The sequence below is a fragment of the Dyella sp. BiH032 genome, assembly GCF_031954525.1.
Classification (GTDB): domain Bacteria; phylum Pseudomonadota; class Gammaproteobacteria; order Xanthomonadales; family Rhodanobacteraceae; genus Dyella_D.
Genome location: NZ_CP134867.1, coordinates 2,155,437 through 2,171,328 on the forward strand (window position 1 = coordinate 2,155,437; position 15,892 = coordinate 2,171,328).

Sequence of the window (15,892 nt, forward strand, 5' to 3'; positions counted from 1 at the left end):
GAATCCGTCCGAGATTGGGGGCCTCGACAGTTGATTCAATCACAGACCGGCGATGCGTGGCGCCACGGCGGTCACGCCCCGGCCGATGTGGGCGCCAGCGCCGTGCGAGATTCGCGCCGGCCCTGCAGGCGATCGCGCAGACGCAGGAAGGGACCCTCCACCGTGTAATGCAGCAGCGCGCCGCCGGCCAGCGTGAACATGGCGTAGAGCGCGAAGGCGGCCACGCCCTGGACTTGCGGATGCGTGGCAAGCCAGCCCTGCACGGCATGGAACACCAGCTTGTGGCTGAGATAAAGGCTGTAGGAAACCAGCGCCAGCCATCCCGCGCCCGGCACGGGCCGGCTCAGCAGACAGGCCGGGCTTGTACACGCCGCGACCACCAGCGCCAGGCCCCACGACAGCAGCGGATAGCCGACGACCGAGGCCAGCAGGCCGGCGCGGTCCTGGAAAATCGCGATCGCGGCACCGGTCATCGCCAGGCCGGCGAGCAACAGGAGGTTGGCTTTGGCCTGCAGCGATGCCCACAGGGCCGGGCGATACGCCTGGATGGTCGCGAGCACCACACCCGCCAGCAGACCGTCCAGGCGGTTCCAGGTCGGGTAATAGATCACCTCGACGAACGGCCGGTCGCCCATGTGCAGCCACAGCCAAGCACGCAGCGCCAGGCCGCCGAGCAGCACGAGCAGGCAGGTGGCGACGGATGCTTTCGCCGAGCCGAGCTGCGCGAGCCACCAGGCCAGCAGCGGGAAGGCCAGATAGAAGTGCTCTTCCACGCACAGCGACCACACGTGCGAGAACGCCTGATTCTGCCGGTAGTCGATCAGGAAGTTGACGGTGTAGGTAAGGAACTGCCAGAGCGGCTGGATGCCCGGCGCCTCGCGCGCAGCAGGCACGACGAAATAAACCATCAGTACCGCCAGGTAGGCCGGCACGGTGCGCATCAACCGGCGCGCGTAGAAGCGGCCGAAGGCGGGCGGACGTCCTTCGCTCAGCGGTTTCAGCCACTGCGCCCCGATCAGGTAGCCGCTCAACACGAAGAACAGGTCCACGCCCATCCAGCCGTTGTTCTCCAGCCAGGCGTACGAGTCGCCCAGGCCGCCGACCAGATAGGCATGGAACAGCATCACCCACACGATGGCGATGGCGCGCAGCAGATCTAGACCGGGCAGGCGGTGCATGGCTTCCTCATTCCCTGGGGCGGCGCGGCCGGAGGCCGGCGCAAGGCGCGATTCTGGGAAGCCGGTGAGGTACCGGCAAGAAGGCTTCGTGGCGTTTTGCGGGCAATCGGCGAGCCGTTCGCCACGGCCGGCGAACCGTGTGCGATCAGTCCAGTCGACGTGCCTCGGCGCGGCCGCGGGTAATGTCCACGATGCGTGCCTGCGCTTCCGCCACCTGGCTTTCCGGCAGGCTCAGCACGAGGTCGGCGCCATCCGCACCGAAGCGTTCCTCGTCGATGTGCGCGCCGGCATCCTTCATGCGGGCCTTCAGCAGCGCCAGTTCCGCGAAGTCGCAATGCAGTGCCAGCCGGGCCATCGCGACGATGGGCACCCGCTCGGCCGTGCGCAGGCACTCGGCGGCCGCGCCGCCGTAGGCGCGCACCAGGCCGCCGGCGCCGAGCTTCACGCCGCCGAACCAGCGCGTCACCACGACCACGGCGCGATCGATGCCCTGGCCCTCGATCGCCTGCAGGATCGGCCGGCCGGCGGTGCCGCCGGGTTCGCCGTCGTCGTTGAAGCGGTAGTCCTGGCCGATGCGATAGGCCCAGCAATTGTGCGTGGCGGACGGATCGCTCACCTGCCGCACGAAGGCCAGCGCCTGCTCGGGCGATTCGACCGGCGCGGCCTGCGCGAGGAAGCGGCTCTTCTTGACCTCTTCGACGTGCTGGCACGGCCCCGCGAGGGTGTGGGCCGGTGCGCTCATGGCGTGAGCAACTGCTCGCGCAGATCGTCGGGCAGGGGATAGTCCGGATGGTCACGATGGAAATCGGCGAGCCGCTGCCGCGCTTCCTCGCGATGACGTTCCGCGAAGAGGTGGCGGATCTTGTCCAGCTCCTGCGCGGGCGTGTCGGCGGCATTGCGCGCCGTGTCGGCCGGTGCGGGCGCCGCCGGCGCCATGGCGGGCGTGGCGGCTGCGATGCGCTGGGCGGGGGGCGCGCCCGCTGCCGGAGCGGGTCCGGGCGCGAATGCCGGCGCGGACTTCGGCGCCGCCATCGCGGGCGCCGCCTCGGTGGCATAGTCGGCCACGGGAGGCTGCTGCGCTTGGCTGAGGCGCTCGGCGAGGGGGGCATTGCCTGCGATCGTCTCCGGCTTGCGGAGCTTGGCCGCCATCGCACGCTGCGCGAGCACCGGTGCGGCAGCCGGCGGAGGCGGCATAGCCGCGTTGTCCGCTGCATTGGCGGCCAGCTGCCCGGTCGCGGCTTGGGCGGCAGAGGCGGCGGCCGGTACCGCGGCACTTTCGTGCACCGTCACCGCGGCAGGCGTCGCGGGCGGCGCGCTGGCCGGCATGTCGCGCATGCGCCAGCCCAGCCCCGCGGCAAGCACCAGCACCGCGGCGCTGCCCAGCGCCACCGGCCAGCGCGCGCGGCGTTTCGGGGTCGCCGGTACCGCGGCTTCCACTGCGCGCGCGGCGGCGCGCAGCACGGCCGCGTCGAGCGCGGGGCCGGGCTCTTTATGCGGCAGCTTGCGGTACAGCGCCGCCAGCTCGTCTTCGCCGGGCAGGTGTTCGTCGTCGGGGCGGTGCGTATTCATTCGGCCAGCTGCTCGCGCAGTTTGTTCATGGCATAGCGCAGGCGGGACTTCACCGTCTCGCGGCCTACGCCGGTGACCTCGGCGATCTCCTCCAGGCTCAGCTCCTGTTCCAGGCGCAGCAGCACGGCAGCGCGCTGTTCGTCCGGCAATTGTTCGATGGCCATCTGCAGGCGGCGGCGCTGCTCGAAGTCCGACAGGGCGTGCTCGGGTTGCTCCTGCGCCGGCGCCTCCACCTGGGCCAGGGCCAGCTCGCCGGCCTCGCCATCGAGGGTGGGGCGCTTGCGGCGGTAGCTGTCCACCAGCAGGTTATGCGCGATCTGCAGCATCCACGTCGTGAACTTGGCCTGCGGCTGGTAACGCTCGCGGGCGGCGATCACGCGACTCCAGGTTTCCTGGAACAGTTCGTCCGCCAGCGCCTGATCGTGGCAGGTACGCAGCAGGAAGCGGTAGAGGGTGCCGCGATGGCGCGCGTAGAGGGCCTCGAACGCAGCCAGGTCGCCCTGCGCGTAGGCCAGCATCAGCGTCGCGTCCTCGTCCACCGCGGTATCCATGGCGGGCGAGGGTAAGCGAAATCGGTCGCGGGCATAAGCGGGGGCGACGCGTGGGCGGGGATCGACGATCGCGCGATGCATGCCTTCTGCAACGCAGGCGCAGCCGCGATGGGGTCGTCGCCGGCCACGAAGGCGGGGGAACGAACCGTATCTCAGCCGATCAGCGGGCCCGGATCGGTACGCCGGAAGTCCTCCGGCGCGAAGTTCTGCGTCAGGCGGAACACGCCTTCGTGCACTTTGCGCGGCAGCACCACGTCGAGCACCGTGGTCTGGTGCGGCCCCAGCGCGGCGAACAGGTCGTCCGCCGGATCCGTCGCGGCCGGTGCGTGATGCACCAGCCCCGCGAGGATGGTGGGCTGGATGCGCGCCGCGTACGGGCGACGGCCATCGGCCACAGGACGCAAGGTGCGGCGGCTGTTGGTCGGATCGGCCACGCGCGCGTCGCCGGCGAGCAGTGCATGGTTGAGAAAGAACGAGATCACATTGGGCGTGCGGCTGTTGGCCTGCCGGTCCTGCATGAAGCCGTGCGGCATCCAGTCCGGATTCGGTGGCGAACCGGCGGCGAACAGGAAGCGCGTATCCAGCAGCGGTTCGCCGGCTTCGTCGCTCAGCCGGACGATCAGCAGGCTGCGCGGGTCGTGGATGTGCACGCGCGGCGGGAAGGGGCCCACCGGTTCGAGTTCCACCTTGTCGGCATCGCGTTGTGCGTTCTCCGCGTCGAAGGCGTCGCACAGCGCGGCGTAGCTTTCGCGATCCGCCACGCGCAGGCAGCGCAGCACTGCATCGACCGTCGCGGCCGGTGCCGCCGTCATGATGCCCTGCGCCTCGCCGGAGTGGGATGCTCCGGGAACCAGCTTGAACGCAGTGCGCGGCGCGCGCGTGAGATTCAGCGCGAGCACGTCGCTGTTCGCGCCGGCCTGATTGAGCGAAAGCACCGCGTGCGTCGCGTTGAGATTGGTCGCGGCGATGCGCACCACGCCGTCGGAGCCGTCCTCGCCGGTGTAGCTGTTGATGTGGTCGTACATCGAGCGGTCCGGCCGGTCGCCGGCCAGCGCGAAGAGAAACTGTCCCCGTGCCGCGGGATCCGGACCGTGGATGTGGTCGACGTTGAGCGAAAGCGATTCGCGGCTGCCCAGTTCCAGCCAGTCGAGAATCCGCTGCCCGGGTTCCACGCCATCGAACCACGAGCGCAACCGCCCGAGCAGGCCCTTGCCCAGCTGCGCCAGCGCGGAGCCGAAATTGGCCGGCGCCAGCATGACCAGGTGCGTGAGCTTGATGGTGCTGTACGCACCGGGCCGGTCGCGCTGCGCGCGCAGCCACTCGCGCACCAGCGGACCGCCGGTGGAGTGGGTGATGCAGGCGAAGCTGGGCCCGGTGAGATGGAGATCGCGCAGCGCGTGATCGAAAGCGCGCACGAGGTCGGCCATGGTGACGGCGTCGTCGAAGCTCACGTATTTGGACAGCCACAGGTCGGCGATCCGCAGGCCCATCCCCTGTGCGGCGGCCTGCTGTTGCAGGCGCGCGGGGAGGGCGCCGTAGGTCGAGGTGTTGGTGACGCTCCAGCCGTGGACGAAGACGAGGGTGGTCATGGGCTTCGCTGTTTGGTTTTGGAGTGGGGGTTTTGTGGTTTGTAGGATGCCTGGTTGTTGTCGCTTGGGTTGCGACGGGTAGGGCTTTTTTTTGCTTTTTTTGGGTCTGGCGAGCCTGGTTTGTGTTGGCGGAGGGCGGCCCCGACGGGGCGAGCGTAGCGAGTTATCCGGTGGCGGTATCGCTTGGTCGTCGCGATATCGCCAGTCGTGTCTCGCCCCTGCCGGGGCGAGGGTTTCGCTCTCCTGCCGGAGAGCGAGTTACTTCTTCTTGCTTGCCCAAGAAGAAGTAACCAAGAAGAAGGGCACCCTGCGCGGCGCCCTCCGCAGCCTACGCTGCTGCGGGTGCGTTGAGGGCTGGCCGGGCTTTTCGATCGGGCATCCATGCCCGAATCGAAAAGGCGGGGACGTCCTGTCCCCGCCCGCCTTCGGCGGCCTGATCGTCCAGCCCTCACCGCCGCGAAGGGAACCCGGAAGATCAAGAGCGTTACGGAGCGTCGCTTCGCTCGCTCTTGTTTTTGTTTTTGCTTGCCGCGGTACCGTACTTCTCCTTCTCCCCTCCGGGGAGAAGGCGGGATGAGGGGTGGGTGCTCGCGGGAACGGTTGCCAGAGCGAGCTCTAAGAACGAAACCTCACCGCACCCTCGGCGCATTCCACCCCAGCGCGTTGTACACGTGATACCGCGCGATCCCTACGTATTCATGCAGCGCCGCGTCCGCCACGGTGAAGTTCCACGACAGTGGGTAGAACGACCATAGCGGTTCGATCAGATCGCCTCGCACGGCTTGCGGCTGGATGCCGAAGTGGGCGAAGTACAGCAGGCTGCGCCGCATGTGCAAGCCGGAGGTGATCAGGACGGTGTGCTGCGGGGCGTAGGTGTCCAGGATCGGCTTGCTGTACTGGGCGTTGTGCCAGGTGCTGAGGCTGCGGTCTTCCAGCAGCACATCGCCGGCGGGGACGCCGGCGCGGACCAGGGTGTCGCGGTAGACGGTGGCTTCCGGGGCGCCGTTGTGCAGGGCATCGCCGCCGCTCGCCAGCACTTTGCAATCGCCGCCGGCGGCATGGCAGGACTGGTATTGCGCGACGGCGGCCAGGATGCGGCCATTGGCGAAGAAACTCGGTTCCAGCGTGCCGTGGATGGGGTCGCGGAAGGTGCCTGCGCCGAGCAGCACGATCGCGTTGCGTGCCTGCCAGTGCGGCGCCGGCGTAGCTGCATAGTCGTCCTGCAGGCCGCGCATCAGCCATGCGGGTATCGGCCCGCAGCCGATGGCGGCGACGAGCAGCAGAGCCAGCACGAGGACGGCGCGCGTGGCGGCGGGGCGACGGCGCCGCAGCGCGAAGGCGAGCAGGCACAACAGCAGCAATACGGTTAGTGTCATCGTCTGCGTCCAGGCTGGGGCAAAGGGGGAAGCTTAACCTGCGCCGCGCACATCGCGGCGGAGCGCATGGCCACTCGCGTGGCATGCGAAACGTGTTGCTTAGCAGCACGAGCTGCATACGTATTCATCCGCCGACGGCCCGGACGCAACGCAGAATCGGCCGACTTTTTTTCAACGCACGGCACGGGGAGAGCCGCACGCATGAATGCAGTGGACATCGTCGAAGGGGAAGGGCGCGCCACCGCGCGCGTGGTGTTGATCGCCGCCGCGGCGGCGCTGGGCGGTTTTCTGTTCGGTTTCGATACCGCCGTGATCAACGGCGCGGTCGATGCGGTGCGCGGCAGCTTCGGATTGGGCGCGGGACGGATCGGTTTCGCCGTCTCCTGCGCCTTGCTCGGGTCGGCGCTGGGCGCGTGGTATGCCGGTCCGCTGGCGGATCGCTGGGGCCGCGTGCGCACCATGCAGGTGGCGGCGGCGTTCCTCGCCCTGAGCGCGCTGGGCTCGGGCCTGGTCGCGGGGGTGTGGGACCTGGTCCTGTGGCGCCTGGTGGGTGGCGTCGGCGTGGGCATGGCGTCGGTGATCGCGCCGACCTACATCGCCGAGGTTTCGCCGGCACAGGTGCGCGGACGGCTGGGTTCGTTGCAGCAGCTGGCGATCGTGCTGGGCATCTTCGCCGCGTTGCTGAGTGACGCCTGGCTCGCCAGCTCGGCCGGCGGCGCGTCGCAGCCATTGTGGCTGGGCCTGGCCGCGTGGCGCTGGATGTTCCTGGTCGCGGTGCTGCCCGCGCTGATCTACGGTTCGCTGGTGCTGGGCGTGCCCGAATCGCCGCGCCATCTCGTCGCCAAGGGACGAATGGACGAGGCGAAGGTCGTGCTGCGCCAAGTGCTGGATCTGCGTGACGAAGGCGCACTCGATCGCAAGCTTGCCGACATCGCGCAGAGCCTGCGCTCCGAATACCGTCAGGGTCTGCGCGACCTGCGCGACCTGCGCGGCCCGGTGGCCGGTCTGCTGCCGGTGGTGTGGGTGGGCATCCTGCTGTCGGTGTTCCAGCAGTTCGTCGGCATCAACGTGATCTTCTATTACTCGTCCACGCTATGGCATTCGGTGGGCTTCAGCGAGTCGGATGCCTTCACGATCAGCGTGGTGACGTCGGTGGTGAACGTGCTGGTGACGCTGGTGGCGATCGCGCTGGTGGACCGCGTCGGGCGCAAGCCGCTGCTGCTGGTCGGCTCGGCCGGCATGGCGGTCACGCTGGGCCTGATGGCGTGGTGCTTCTCGCAGGCCAGCGGCAGCGGTGCGGCGCTGAGCCTGCCGGCGCCGTGGGGCATGGTGGCGCTGGTGGCGGCCAATGCCTACGTGGTGTTCTTCGGCCTGAGCTGGGGGCCGATGGTGTGGGTGCTGCTGGGCGAGATGTTCCCCAACCGCATTCGCGCAGTGGCGCTGGCGGTGGCCGCGGCGGCGCAGTGGGTGGCGAACTTCGTCATCACCAGCACCTTCCCGGCGTTGTCGGAAGCGGGCCTGAGCTTGGCCTATGGGCTGTACGCGCTGTTCGCGCTGATCTCCCTGGTGTTCGTCGCCAAAGCGGTGCGGGAGACCAAGGGGATGGAACTGGAGGAGATGCAGAGCTGAGCCAGCTCTGCATCTCGCCCGCGTAGGCTGGGGTTCGCCTGTGGCTCGCCCCAGCCTATACGCCTGGCTTTGTCAGGCCTTCTTCAGCGACGCGATGTCGATCACGAAGCGGTACCGCACGTCGCTGCGCAGCATGCGTGCGTAGGCTTCGTTGATGCCCTGGATGTCGATCATCTCGATGTCCGCCACGATGCCGTGCTCGGCGCAGTAATCCATCATCTCCTGCGTCTCGGCGATGCCGCCGATGGCGGAGCCCGCGATCGAGCGGCGGCCGATCACCACGTTGCCTGCTTGCACCGGCGGCTCGACCGGTTCGAGCAGGCCGACCAGGCACAGCGTGCCGTCGATGGCCAGGGTCGACAGGTACGGATTGAGGTCGTGCGGGCTCGGCACCGTGTCGAGGATGAAGTCGAACGCGCGCGACACTGCCTTCATCTGTTCCGGGTCCGTGGACAGCACTACGTGGTCGGCGCCCAGGCGCCGTGCCTCGGCTTCCTTGTCCGGGGTGCGGGTGAACAGGGTGACGTCGGCGCCCATGGCCTTGGCGAACTTCAGGCCCATGTGGCCCAGGCCGCCCAGGCCCACGACGGCGATCTTGCTGCCCTTGCCGATCTTCCAGTGGCGCAGCGGCGACCACGTGGTGATGCCCGCGCACAGCAGCGGCGCGGCGGCCTTGGGGTCGAGCTTGTCGGGTACGCGCACGACGAACTTGTCGGACACCACGATGCGCTCGGAATAGCCGCCGAACGTGGGCATGCCGTCGCGGCGGTCCATGGCGTTGTAGGTCCAGGTGGCGCCTTCGACGCAGTACTGCTCCAGGCCCGCGTGGCAGGCGCCGCAATGCTGGCAGGAATCGACCATGCAGCCGACGCCGACCATGTCGCCTACCTTGAACTTGCTCACCTCGGCGCCGACCGAGCTGATGCGGCCGATGATTTCGTGGCCGGGCACCATCGGATAGATGCTGTTATGCCATTCGTTGCGTGCCTGATGGATGTCGGAATGGCAGACGCCGCAATACAGGATGTCGATCACCACGTCGTCCGGCCGCGGATCGCGCCGTTCGAAACGGTGCGGAGCCAGCGGGGTGGTGGCGGACTGCGCGGCGTAGCCTTGGATGGACTGGGCCATGGGGCGGTGCTCCTAGGTCGATGGGGTGGGGCAATGAGGCGGTGAATGACCTGAAAAGTATGGATTCGCGAGCCGGCGCAGGGTTAGCCGGATCCAGCGGGATCGTTGCCCGATCCTGCAAAGTGTCGTGGCCAGGGTCGCCGTGGGACGCAGAAACAGGCAAGCTTGCCCCGTCGCTTTTCAATGCAAGGCCATGCAATACATGCCCTTATCTGACGGTGCCGGGACGACCCTGGAGCGTTCCCGCGAGGAATTGACAGCGCTGGTTGAACGATACGCTGCGACGGAGGGCACCCACGCCACGGCGTGGGGACCTTTGACCGTCTTCCGTGCCGATTCCACCAGCACGCCCACCTGCACGCTGTACGAGCCGGGCATCGGCCTGGCGCTGCGCGGGGCCAAGCAGATCGTGTCCGGCCAGGACGCGCTGGTGTACGAGCCAGGCAAGTACCTACTCACTTCGGTGGACATGCCCGTGATCGCCCAGGTATTGCGCGCGGATGCCGGCGAGCCTTGCCTGTGCCTCAATCTCCGCCTCGACTTGCAGCGCATCCGCGAATTGCTGCCGGAAGTGCGCATGCCGCGCGGGGCGACGGTGTCTTCCCGTGGCATCGCTTTGAGCACGGCGGATGCCGGCCTACTGAATCCGGTGCTGCGGCTGGTGCGCCTGCTGGAGACCCCGGAAGATCTGCCGTTCCTGGGGCCGCTAGCCGAGCGCGAACTGCTGTACCGGCTACTGACGGGCGAGCAGGGTGTGCGCCTGGCGCAGATCGCCACGGCGGGCAGCCAAGGCCATCAGGTCGCGCGTGCGGTGCAGTGGCTGCGCGAGCACTATCACCGACCGCTTCGCATCGATGACCTCGCGACGCTGGTGAACATGTCCACGTCGTCGCTGCATCACCACTTTCGCGCGGTAACGGCATTGAGTCCTCTGCAGTACCAGAAGCAGCTTCGCCTGCAGGAGGCGCGCCGTTTGTTGCTGGCCGAGCGGTGCGATGTGGCGACGGCGGCGCATCGGGTGGGATATGAGAGCCCTTCTCAGTTCAGTCGCGAGTACAGCCGGCATTTTGGGGCGCCGCCGTTGCGGGATGTGGGGAGGTTGCGGTTGGAGGCGAGTGTGGCGTGATGGGGGGGCTGGCGGTGCCGGCGTCTGCTGCGGTTTGCTGGCCAGCCGTGTCTCGCCTCGTGCGGGGCGAGGGTTTCGCTCTCCTGCCGGAGAGCGAGTTACTTCTTCTTGCTTGCCCATCCCCTCAAGGGGGACCACGAGAAGAAGTAACCAAGAAGAAGGGCCCCCTGCGCGGCGCCCTCCACAGCCTTCGCTGCTGCGGGTGCGTTGAGGGCTGGCCGGGCTTTTCGATCGGGCATCCTTGCCCGAATCGAAAAGGCGGGGACGTCCTGTCCCCGCCCGCCTGCGGCGGCCTGATCGTCCAGCCCTCACCGCCGCGAAGGGAACCCGGCAGATCGAGAGCGATACGGAGCGTCGCTTCGCTCGCTCTTGTTTGGTTTTCGCCTCGGTCCGTCACTTCTCCTTCTCCCCTCCGGGGAGAAGGCGGGATGAGGGGCGGGTGCTCGCCTTAACGCATCCTCAACGCAAGGCATGAGTACCTTCAACTCTCCCGCATCACCATCAAACGCAGTTCGGTCATGTCTTCGATCGCGTAACGCACGCCTTCGCGTCCGGCGCCGGACAGTTTCACGCCGCCGTAGGGCATATTGTCCACGCGGAAACTCGGTACGTCGTTGACGATGACGCCGCCTTGTTCAAGCTCGTTCCAGGCGCGCATGGCGTGGGTAAGGCTGTCGGTGAAGATGCCGGCTTGCAGGCCGTAGTCCGAGTCGTTGGTCATGGCGATCGCGTCGTCCAGAGTCTTGAACGGTGCGAGCAGGGCGAAGGGGCCGAATACCTCCATGCGGTTGACCTTGGCGTCGCGCGGCACGTTCTCCATGAGCGTGGCGTCGAGCATGGATCCCTTGCGCGAGCCGCCGCACAGCACCTTGCCGCCGGCCTTGCGTGCTTCTTCGATCCAGCCGTGCAGGCGTTCGGCGGCGGCTTCGTCGATCATGGGGCCGAGGAAGGTCTCCTTCTTCTTGGGATCGCCGGCCTTGAGCGCCTTCACCGCGGCGACCAGGCGCTTCTTCAGCTCGTCGTAGAGACTTTCGTGGACATAAATGCGCTGCACGCTGATGCAGCTCTGGCCGGACTGGTAGAACGCGCCGAAGATCAGGCGTTCGATCACGTGATCGAGCCGCGGTTTCTGGTCGGCATCGACGATGCAGGCGGCGTTGCCGCCCAGTTCCAGCGTCACCTTCTTGTGGCCAGCCTTCGCCTTGAGGTCCCAGCCGATCTGGCTGCCGGTGAAGGAGAGCAGCTTGAAGCGCGGGTCCTCCACCAGCGGAGACGCATGCTTGCCGTCCAGGTTGAGGATCGAGAACGCGCCTTTGGGCAGGTCGGTTTCCGCCAGCACCTCGCCGATGATCAGCGCGCCGATCGGCGTGCGCTCGGCCGGCTTGAGCACGAATGGGCAGCCCGCGGCGATGGCGGGCGCCACCTTGTGCGCCACCAAATTGAGAGGGAAGTTGAACGGCGTGATGAAGGACACCGGGCCCAGCGGCACGCGCTTGGTATAGCCGTGATAGCCGTCCAGGCGTTTGGCGATTTCCAGGTTGATGGATTCGCCGTTCACGCGCACCGCCTCTTCGGCGGCGATGGTGAAGGTTTCGATCAGGCGCGTGACTTCGCCGGCCGAGTCCTTGATCGGCTTGCCGGCCTCCACGCACAGCGCGTACGCCAATTCGTCCCGGCGCTCGGCGAATCGCTTCGCGCAATGCTGCAGCACGGCCTGGCGTGCCCAGGGCTTGAAGTCGCGCATGGGGCCGCCGGCTTTCACCGCCGCGGTGATCGCCTGTTCGACGGCCTTGGCATCGGGCACCGCGACCCGCGTGGCTACCTTGCCGCTGTATTTGTCCACCACGTCCATCCATTCCTTGGATGTCTGAGCCTTGTTGGCGAGGTAGTAGGGGTACTTCTTTTCGAGCATGTCGGAACTCCGGTCACACCGCCGCGCTGAGGCGGCGGATCTCTTCGTTGAGTATGCGGTGGTTGTCGCTGTAATCGATGGCCAGGTCGATCAGGTGTACGCCGCCCTGATCGAAGGCGCGCTTGAGCGTGGGCAGGAACTCGTCGGCGCTGGAGGGGCGATGGCCGTGCGCGCCATGTGCCTCGGCGAACTTGACGAAGTCGGGGTTGCCGAACTGCATGCCGAAATCCTTGTAGCCCATCTCCGCCTGCTTCCAGCGGATCATGCCGTAGGCGTCGTCGCGCAGCAGCAGGATCACCAGGTCCTGTTTCAGGCGCACGGCGGTTTCCAGCTCCTGCGCATTCATCATGAAGCCGCCGTCGCCGCAGATGGCCAGCACCTTGCGTTCCGGATACACGAGCTTGGCCGCCATCGCCGAGGGTAGGCCGGCGCCCATGGTGGCGAGCGCGTTGTCGAGCAGCACGGTGTTGGGCTGGCGCGCACGGTAGTAGCGCGCGTACCAGATCTTGTACATGCCGTTGTCCAGGCACAGCACGCCGTCGTCGGGCATGAACTTGCGCGTATCGGCGACCAGGCGTACCGGGTGGATGGGAAAGCGCGGATCGTCGGCATGCTCGGCGAGCTGGCGATGGAAGGCCGCGCGTACTTCGTCGAAGTAGCGGAAGTTCCAGTGCGCCTGCGGACTCAGCGCGTCGGTGAGGCGTTCGACCGTATGTGCGATGTCGCCGACGACTTCGATCTGCGGGAAGTACACCGTGTCTACTTCCGCCGAGGAGAAGTTGATGTGGATGACCGTGCGCCGCCCCTTTTGCATGAAGAACGGCGGCTTCTCCACAACGTCGTGGCCGACATTGATGATGACGTCCGCCGCGCCGATCGCGCGGTGCACGAAGTCGCCGTCCGAGAGCGCGGCGTTGCCCAGCCACAGCGGGTGGTCTTCATCCACCACGCCTTTGCCCATCTGGGTGGTGAAGAACGGGATGCTGAGCTTGTCGATGAATGCGCGCAGCGCCACCGCCGTGCGCTGGCGGTTGGCGCCCGCGCCGATCATCAGGATCGGATGCCTGGCCAAGGCGATCGCCTCGGCGGCCTGCACCAGCGCGGCGTCGTCGGGGGAAGGGCGGCGCGCGTATTCGGTGGGCAGCAGGATGGCGTCTTCCACCTCGTCGCGCGCGATGTCTTCAGGCAGTTCGAGGTGCACCGCGCCGGGGCGTTCTTCCTCCGCGCGGCGGAATGCTTCGCGCACGCGCGCCGGAATGGTGGGGGCGGAGACGAGTTGGCGCGTGTACTTGGTGAGCGGCTGCATCATGTCGACCACGTCGACGAGCTGGAACAGCCCCTGCTTGTGGGTGCGGATGGGTTTCTGGCCGGTGATCATCAGCATCGGCATGGCGCCGAGCTGCGCATACGCCGCGGCGGTCACCAGGTTGGTGGCGCCGGGTCCCAGGGTGGAGAGCGCCACGCCTGCCTCGCCGGTGAGGCGGCCCCAGGTGGCGGCCATGAAGCCGGCGGCCTGTTCGTGGCGGGTGACGATCAGCTCGATCGACGAATCGCGCAGGGCTTCGACGAGGTCGAGGTTTTCTTCGCCGGGGACGCCGAAGATGCGTCGCACGCCTTCGGCTTCGAGTGCCTTTACGAACAGCGCCGCGGCTTTCATGCATTCGGGCTCCATCGGGGCAGATGGGCGGGCAGGATGCGCTCGGGGGTGTTCAGAAGGTGTGAGATGTGGGGTGGTTGCTTATATGAAATGTGGTGGGTTGTTATTCGGTTTCTTGTGGTGCTCCGCTGAGGCGTTTCGCGCGTATGTCGGACGTAGGTTGGGGTGAGCTTGCGAACCCAACGGGCGCTATGGGTCGCCTCGCCCTCCGATCCTCGTCATTCCGGCGTAGGCCGGAATCCAGTAGCGACATGGCTCGGTTGTCGCCTTATAGCCAGCCTTGTCTCGCCCCGTGCGGGGCGAGGGTTTCGCTCTCCTGCCGGAGAGCGAGTTACTTCTTCTTTGCTTGCCCAAAGAAGAAGTAACCAAGAAGAAAGGGCCCCCTGCGCGGCGCCCTCCGCAGCCTACGCTGCTCCGGGTGCGTTGAGGGCTGGCCGGGCTTTTCGACAGGACATCCATGTCCTGATCGAAAAGGCGGGGACGTCCTGTCCCCGCCCGCCTTTGGCGGCCTGATCGTCCAGCCCTCACCGCCGCGAAGGGAACCCGGAAGATCAAGAGCGGCACGGAGCGTCGCTTCGCTCGCTCTTGTTTGGTCGTTGCTGCTTGCCGCGGTACCGCACTTCTCCTTCTCCCCTCCAGGGAGAAGGCGGGATGAGGGGCGGGTGCTCGCGGAGACGTTTCTATGTCTCCACCCTCAATATCGACCCCCAACGCCCGGACTCAATCCTCTTCCCGCCGCAACGCCATGTCCCCATCCGCCACCTTCGCCCTGACGCGCGCACCGACGGCGACGCTGCTGGCGGAGCGGATAACGTGGCCCTGGTCGTCGAACAGGATCGCGTAGCCGCGATCGAGGGTGGCGAGGGGGCTGATGGCGTGGAGGGCGCGGGCGGTCTGGTGGAGGGAGGCGCGGCGGCGTTCGAGGATCTGGAAGATCGCCTGGCGCAGGCGGCGTTCCTGTTGCGCGAGCTGTTGTGCGTAGAGCGAAAGACGCTGGCGCGGATGGCGGGCGAGCAGGCGGGCGTGGGTGCGTTCGAGGCGGCGTTCGCGGTCGCGCATCGCTTCGCGCATGGCGACGGCCAGGCGATGGCGCAGATGAGCGAGGCGTTCGCGGTCGCGCAGCAGCCGGGTCTGGGGGCGCTGCGCCTGCAGGCGGGCGAGCAGATGGTCGGTGCGCTGGATCAGCGCGTGCAGCCGGCGTTGCTGCAGGGTGGCCATGCGCTGGCGCAGCTGCTGCAGGTGGCGGCGGATGGCCTGGGCGTCGGGCACCAGCAGTTCCGCGGCGGCGGAAGGCGTGGGCGCGCGCAGGTCGGCGACGAAGTCGGCGATGCTGAAATCGACCTCGTGGCCCACCGCCGACACCACCGGCACCGCGCTGGCATGCACCGCGCGCGCGACCTGTTCGTCGTTGAAGGCCCACAGGTCTTCCAGCGAACCGCCGCCGCGGGTCAGCAGCAGCACGTCATAGCGTCCGCTGGCCGAGGCGCGGCGGAGCATAGAGACGATCGCGGGCGGCGCTTCGCGGCCCTGCACCGGTACGGGCAGCACCTCGACCTCGGCCAGCGGCCAGCGTCGCGACATCACGCTGAGTACGTCGCGGACAGCCGCGCCGGTCGCCGAGGTGATGACGCCAATGCGCTTGGCGAAGGCGGGCAGTGGGCGCTTGCGTGCCGGGTCGAACAGACCTTCCGCATCCAGGCGCGCCTTCAGCTGCTCGAACTCGCGTTGCAGCGCGCCTTCGCCGGCCGGTTCCATGTGTTCGGCGACCAGCTGGAATTCACCGCGCGGTTCGTAGAGGCCCACGCGGGCGCGCACCAGCACGTGCATGCCGTCGACGGGGCGGAAGCGCAGCCAGCCGGTCTTAGGCCGGAACATCGCGCAGCGCACCTGCGCGTTGGCATCTTTCAGGGTGAAGTACAGATGCCCGGAGGCGGGCCGCGCCACGTTGGACAGCTCGCCCTCGATCCACACCAGCGGCAGCGCGTCCTCCAGCAGGTCGCGGACCAGCCGGTTGAGCGAGCTTGGCGTGAGGATGTGCCGCGGCGGCGGCGCGGGTGCGTCGGGCGAGTGCATGGAAAGCGGGAGACTAGCACGATCCGCTTGGATTCCATCGACTTGGACGGGAGAGCGCAGGTGGCTTGTCAGAGGCCCCGGCTAAGCGCCTGATAAGTCGC

The 15,892-nt window shown here is 67.6% G+C and carries 12 protein-coding genes; 2 read left to right on the forward strand and 10 right to left on the reverse strand.

The features are described 5' to 3' along the window. Nucleotides 1-71: 71 nt before the first annotated feature. From RKE25_RS09505 to RKE25_RS09530, 6 genes are all read right to left on the reverse strand, one after another. Nucleotides 72-1,178, reverse strand: coding sequence for an acyltransferase (locus tag RKE25_RS09505; RefSeq protein WP_311841984.1), 1,107 nt, complete (start codon nt 1,176-1,178; stop codon nt 72-74). Nucleotides 1,179-1,323: 145 nt separating this feature from the next. Then, on the reverse strand, nt 1,324-1,920 hold the full coding sequence (locus RKE25_RS09510; RefSeq protein ID WP_311841985.1) for a YigZ family protein: 597 nt from the start codon (nt 1,918-1,920) through the stop codon (nt 1,324-1,326). Beyond that, on the reverse strand, nt 1,917-2,747 hold the full coding sequence (locus tag RKE25_RS09515; protein WP_311841986.1) for a hypothetical protein: 831 nt from the start codon (nt 2,745-2,747) through the stop codon (nt 1,917-1,919). Before RKE25_RS09515 ends, RKE25_RS09510 begins: the two co-directional genes overlap by 4 nt. Next, nucleotides 2,744-3,298 carry an RNA polymerase sigma factor gene (locus RKE25_RS09520; RefSeq protein ID WP_311841987.1) on the reverse strand — a complete coding sequence of 185 codons (555 nt, stop codon included), beginning with the start codon at nt 3,296-3,298 and terminating at the stop codon, nt 2,744-2,746. Before RKE25_RS09520 ends, RKE25_RS09515 begins: the two co-directional genes overlap by 4 nt. A gap of 152 nt (nt 3,299-3,450) precedes the next feature. Continuing rightward, entirely contained in the window at nt 3,451-4,887 is a 1,437-nt protein-coding gene (locus RKE25_RS09525) for a phospholipase (protein WP_311841988.1), read from the reverse strand. A 629-nt stretch (nt 4,888-5,516) separates the two neighbouring features. Next, nucleotides 5,517-6,263, reverse strand: coding sequence for a YdcF family protein (locus tag RKE25_RS09530; RefSeq protein ID WP_311841989.1), 747 nt, complete (start codon nt 6,261-6,263; stop codon nt 5,517-5,519). A gap of 201 nt (nt 6,264-6,464) precedes the next feature. Between RKE25_RS09530 and RKE25_RS09535 the strand changes: the two genes are divergently transcribed. After that, the gene (locus tag RKE25_RS09535; RefSeq protein WP_311841990.1) at nt 6,465-7,892 is read left to right on the forward strand and encodes a sugar porter family MFS transporter; all 1,428 of its coding nucleotides are present in this window, start codon (nt 6,465-6,467) and stop codon (nt 7,890-7,892) included. Between the two features lie 72 nt (nt 7,893-7,964). On the opposite strand, the gene RKE25_RS09540 is transcribed toward RKE25_RS09535, so the two are convergent. After that, nucleotides 7,965-9,023: an NAD(P)-dependent alcohol dehydrogenase gene (locus RKE25_RS09540; RefSeq protein ID WP_311841991.1), complete on the reverse strand. Its 1,059-nt coding sequence runs from the start codon at nt 9,021-9,023 to the stop codon at nt 7,965-7,967. A 316-nt stretch (nt 9,024-9,339) separates the two neighbouring features. Here RKE25_RS09540 and RKE25_RS09545 point away from each other — a divergent pair, with 316 nt between their 5' ends. Then, complete coding sequence (locus RKE25_RS09545) at nt 9,340-10,149, forward strand: AraC family transcriptional regulator (RefSeq protein WP_311841992.1); 810 nt, start codon at nt 9,340-9,342, stop codon at nt 10,147-10,149. A 481-nt stretch (nt 10,150-10,630) separates the two neighbouring features. Here RKE25_RS09545 and RKE25_RS09550 read toward each other — a convergent pair whose 3' ends face one another. From RKE25_RS09550 to xseA, 3 genes are all read right to left on the reverse strand, one after another. Further along, nucleotides 10,631-12,061, reverse strand: a complete 1,431-nt coding sequence (locus RKE25_RS09550; RefSeq protein WP_311841993.1) for an aldehyde dehydrogenase family protein — start codon at nt 12,059-12,061, stop codon at nt 10,631-10,633. Between the two features lie 13 nt (nt 12,062-12,074). Continuing rightward, nucleotides 12,075-13,718, reverse strand: coding sequence for an acetolactate synthase large subunit (locus tag RKE25_RS09555; protein WP_311841994.1), 1,644 nt, complete (start codon nt 13,716-13,718; stop codon nt 12,075-12,077). Nucleotides 13,719-14,438: 720 nt separating this feature from the next. Then, nucleotides 14,439-15,791, reverse strand: coding sequence for an exodeoxyribonuclease VII large subunit (gene xseA / locus RKE25_RS09560; RefSeq protein WP_311841995.1), 1,353 nt, complete (start codon nt 15,789-15,791; stop codon nt 14,439-14,441). Between the last annotated feature and the right edge of the window lie 101 nt (nt 15,792-15,892).

What these genes read in the sequence shown, in the direction of transcription:
- RKE25_RS09505 (WP_311841984.1), bottom strand. Translation starts at nt 1,178, where the DNA reads ATGCACCGCCTGCCCGGTCTAGATCTGCTGCGCGCCATCGCCATCGTG.
- RKE25_RS09510 (WP_311841985.1), bottom strand. Translation starts at nt 1,920, where the DNA reads ATGAGCGCACCGGCCCACACCCTCGCGGGGCCGTGCCAGCACGTCGAA.
- RKE25_RS09515 (WP_311841986.1), bottom strand. Translation starts at nt 2,747, where the DNA reads ATGAATACGCACCGCCCCGACGACGAACACCTGCCCGGCGAAGACGAG.
- RKE25_RS09520 (WP_311841987.1), bottom strand. Translation starts at nt 3,298, where the DNA reads ATGGATACCGCGGTGGACGAGGACGCGACGCTGATGCTGGCCTACGCG.
- RKE25_RS09525 (WP_311841988.1), bottom strand. Translation starts at nt 4,887, where the DNA reads ATGACCACCCTCGTCTTCGTCCACGGCTGGAGCGTCACCAACACCTCG.
- RKE25_RS09530 (WP_311841989.1), bottom strand. Translation starts at nt 6,263, where the DNA reads ATGACACTAACCGTATTGCTGCTGTTGTGCCTGCTCGCCTTCGCGCTG.
- RKE25_RS09535 (WP_311841990.1), top strand. Translation starts at nt 6,465, where the DNA reads ATGAATGCAGTGGACATCGTCGAAGGGGAAGGGCGCGCCACCGCGCGC.
- RKE25_RS09540 (WP_311841991.1), bottom strand. Translation starts at nt 9,023, where the DNA reads ATGGCCCAGTCCATCCAAGGCTACGCCGCGCAGTCCGCCACCACCCCG.
- RKE25_RS09550 (WP_311841993.1), bottom strand. Translation starts at nt 12,061, where the DNA reads ATGCTCGAAAAGAAGTACCCCTACTACCTCGCCAACAAGGCTCAGACA.
- RKE25_RS09555 (WP_311841994.1), bottom strand. Translation starts at nt 13,718, where the DNA reads ATGAAAGCCGCGGCGCTGTTCGTAAAGGCACTCGAAGCCGAAGGCGTG.
- xseA (WP_311841995.1), bottom strand. Translation starts at nt 15,791, where the DNA reads ATGCACTCGCCCGACGCACCCGCGCCGCCGCCGCGGCACATCCTCACG.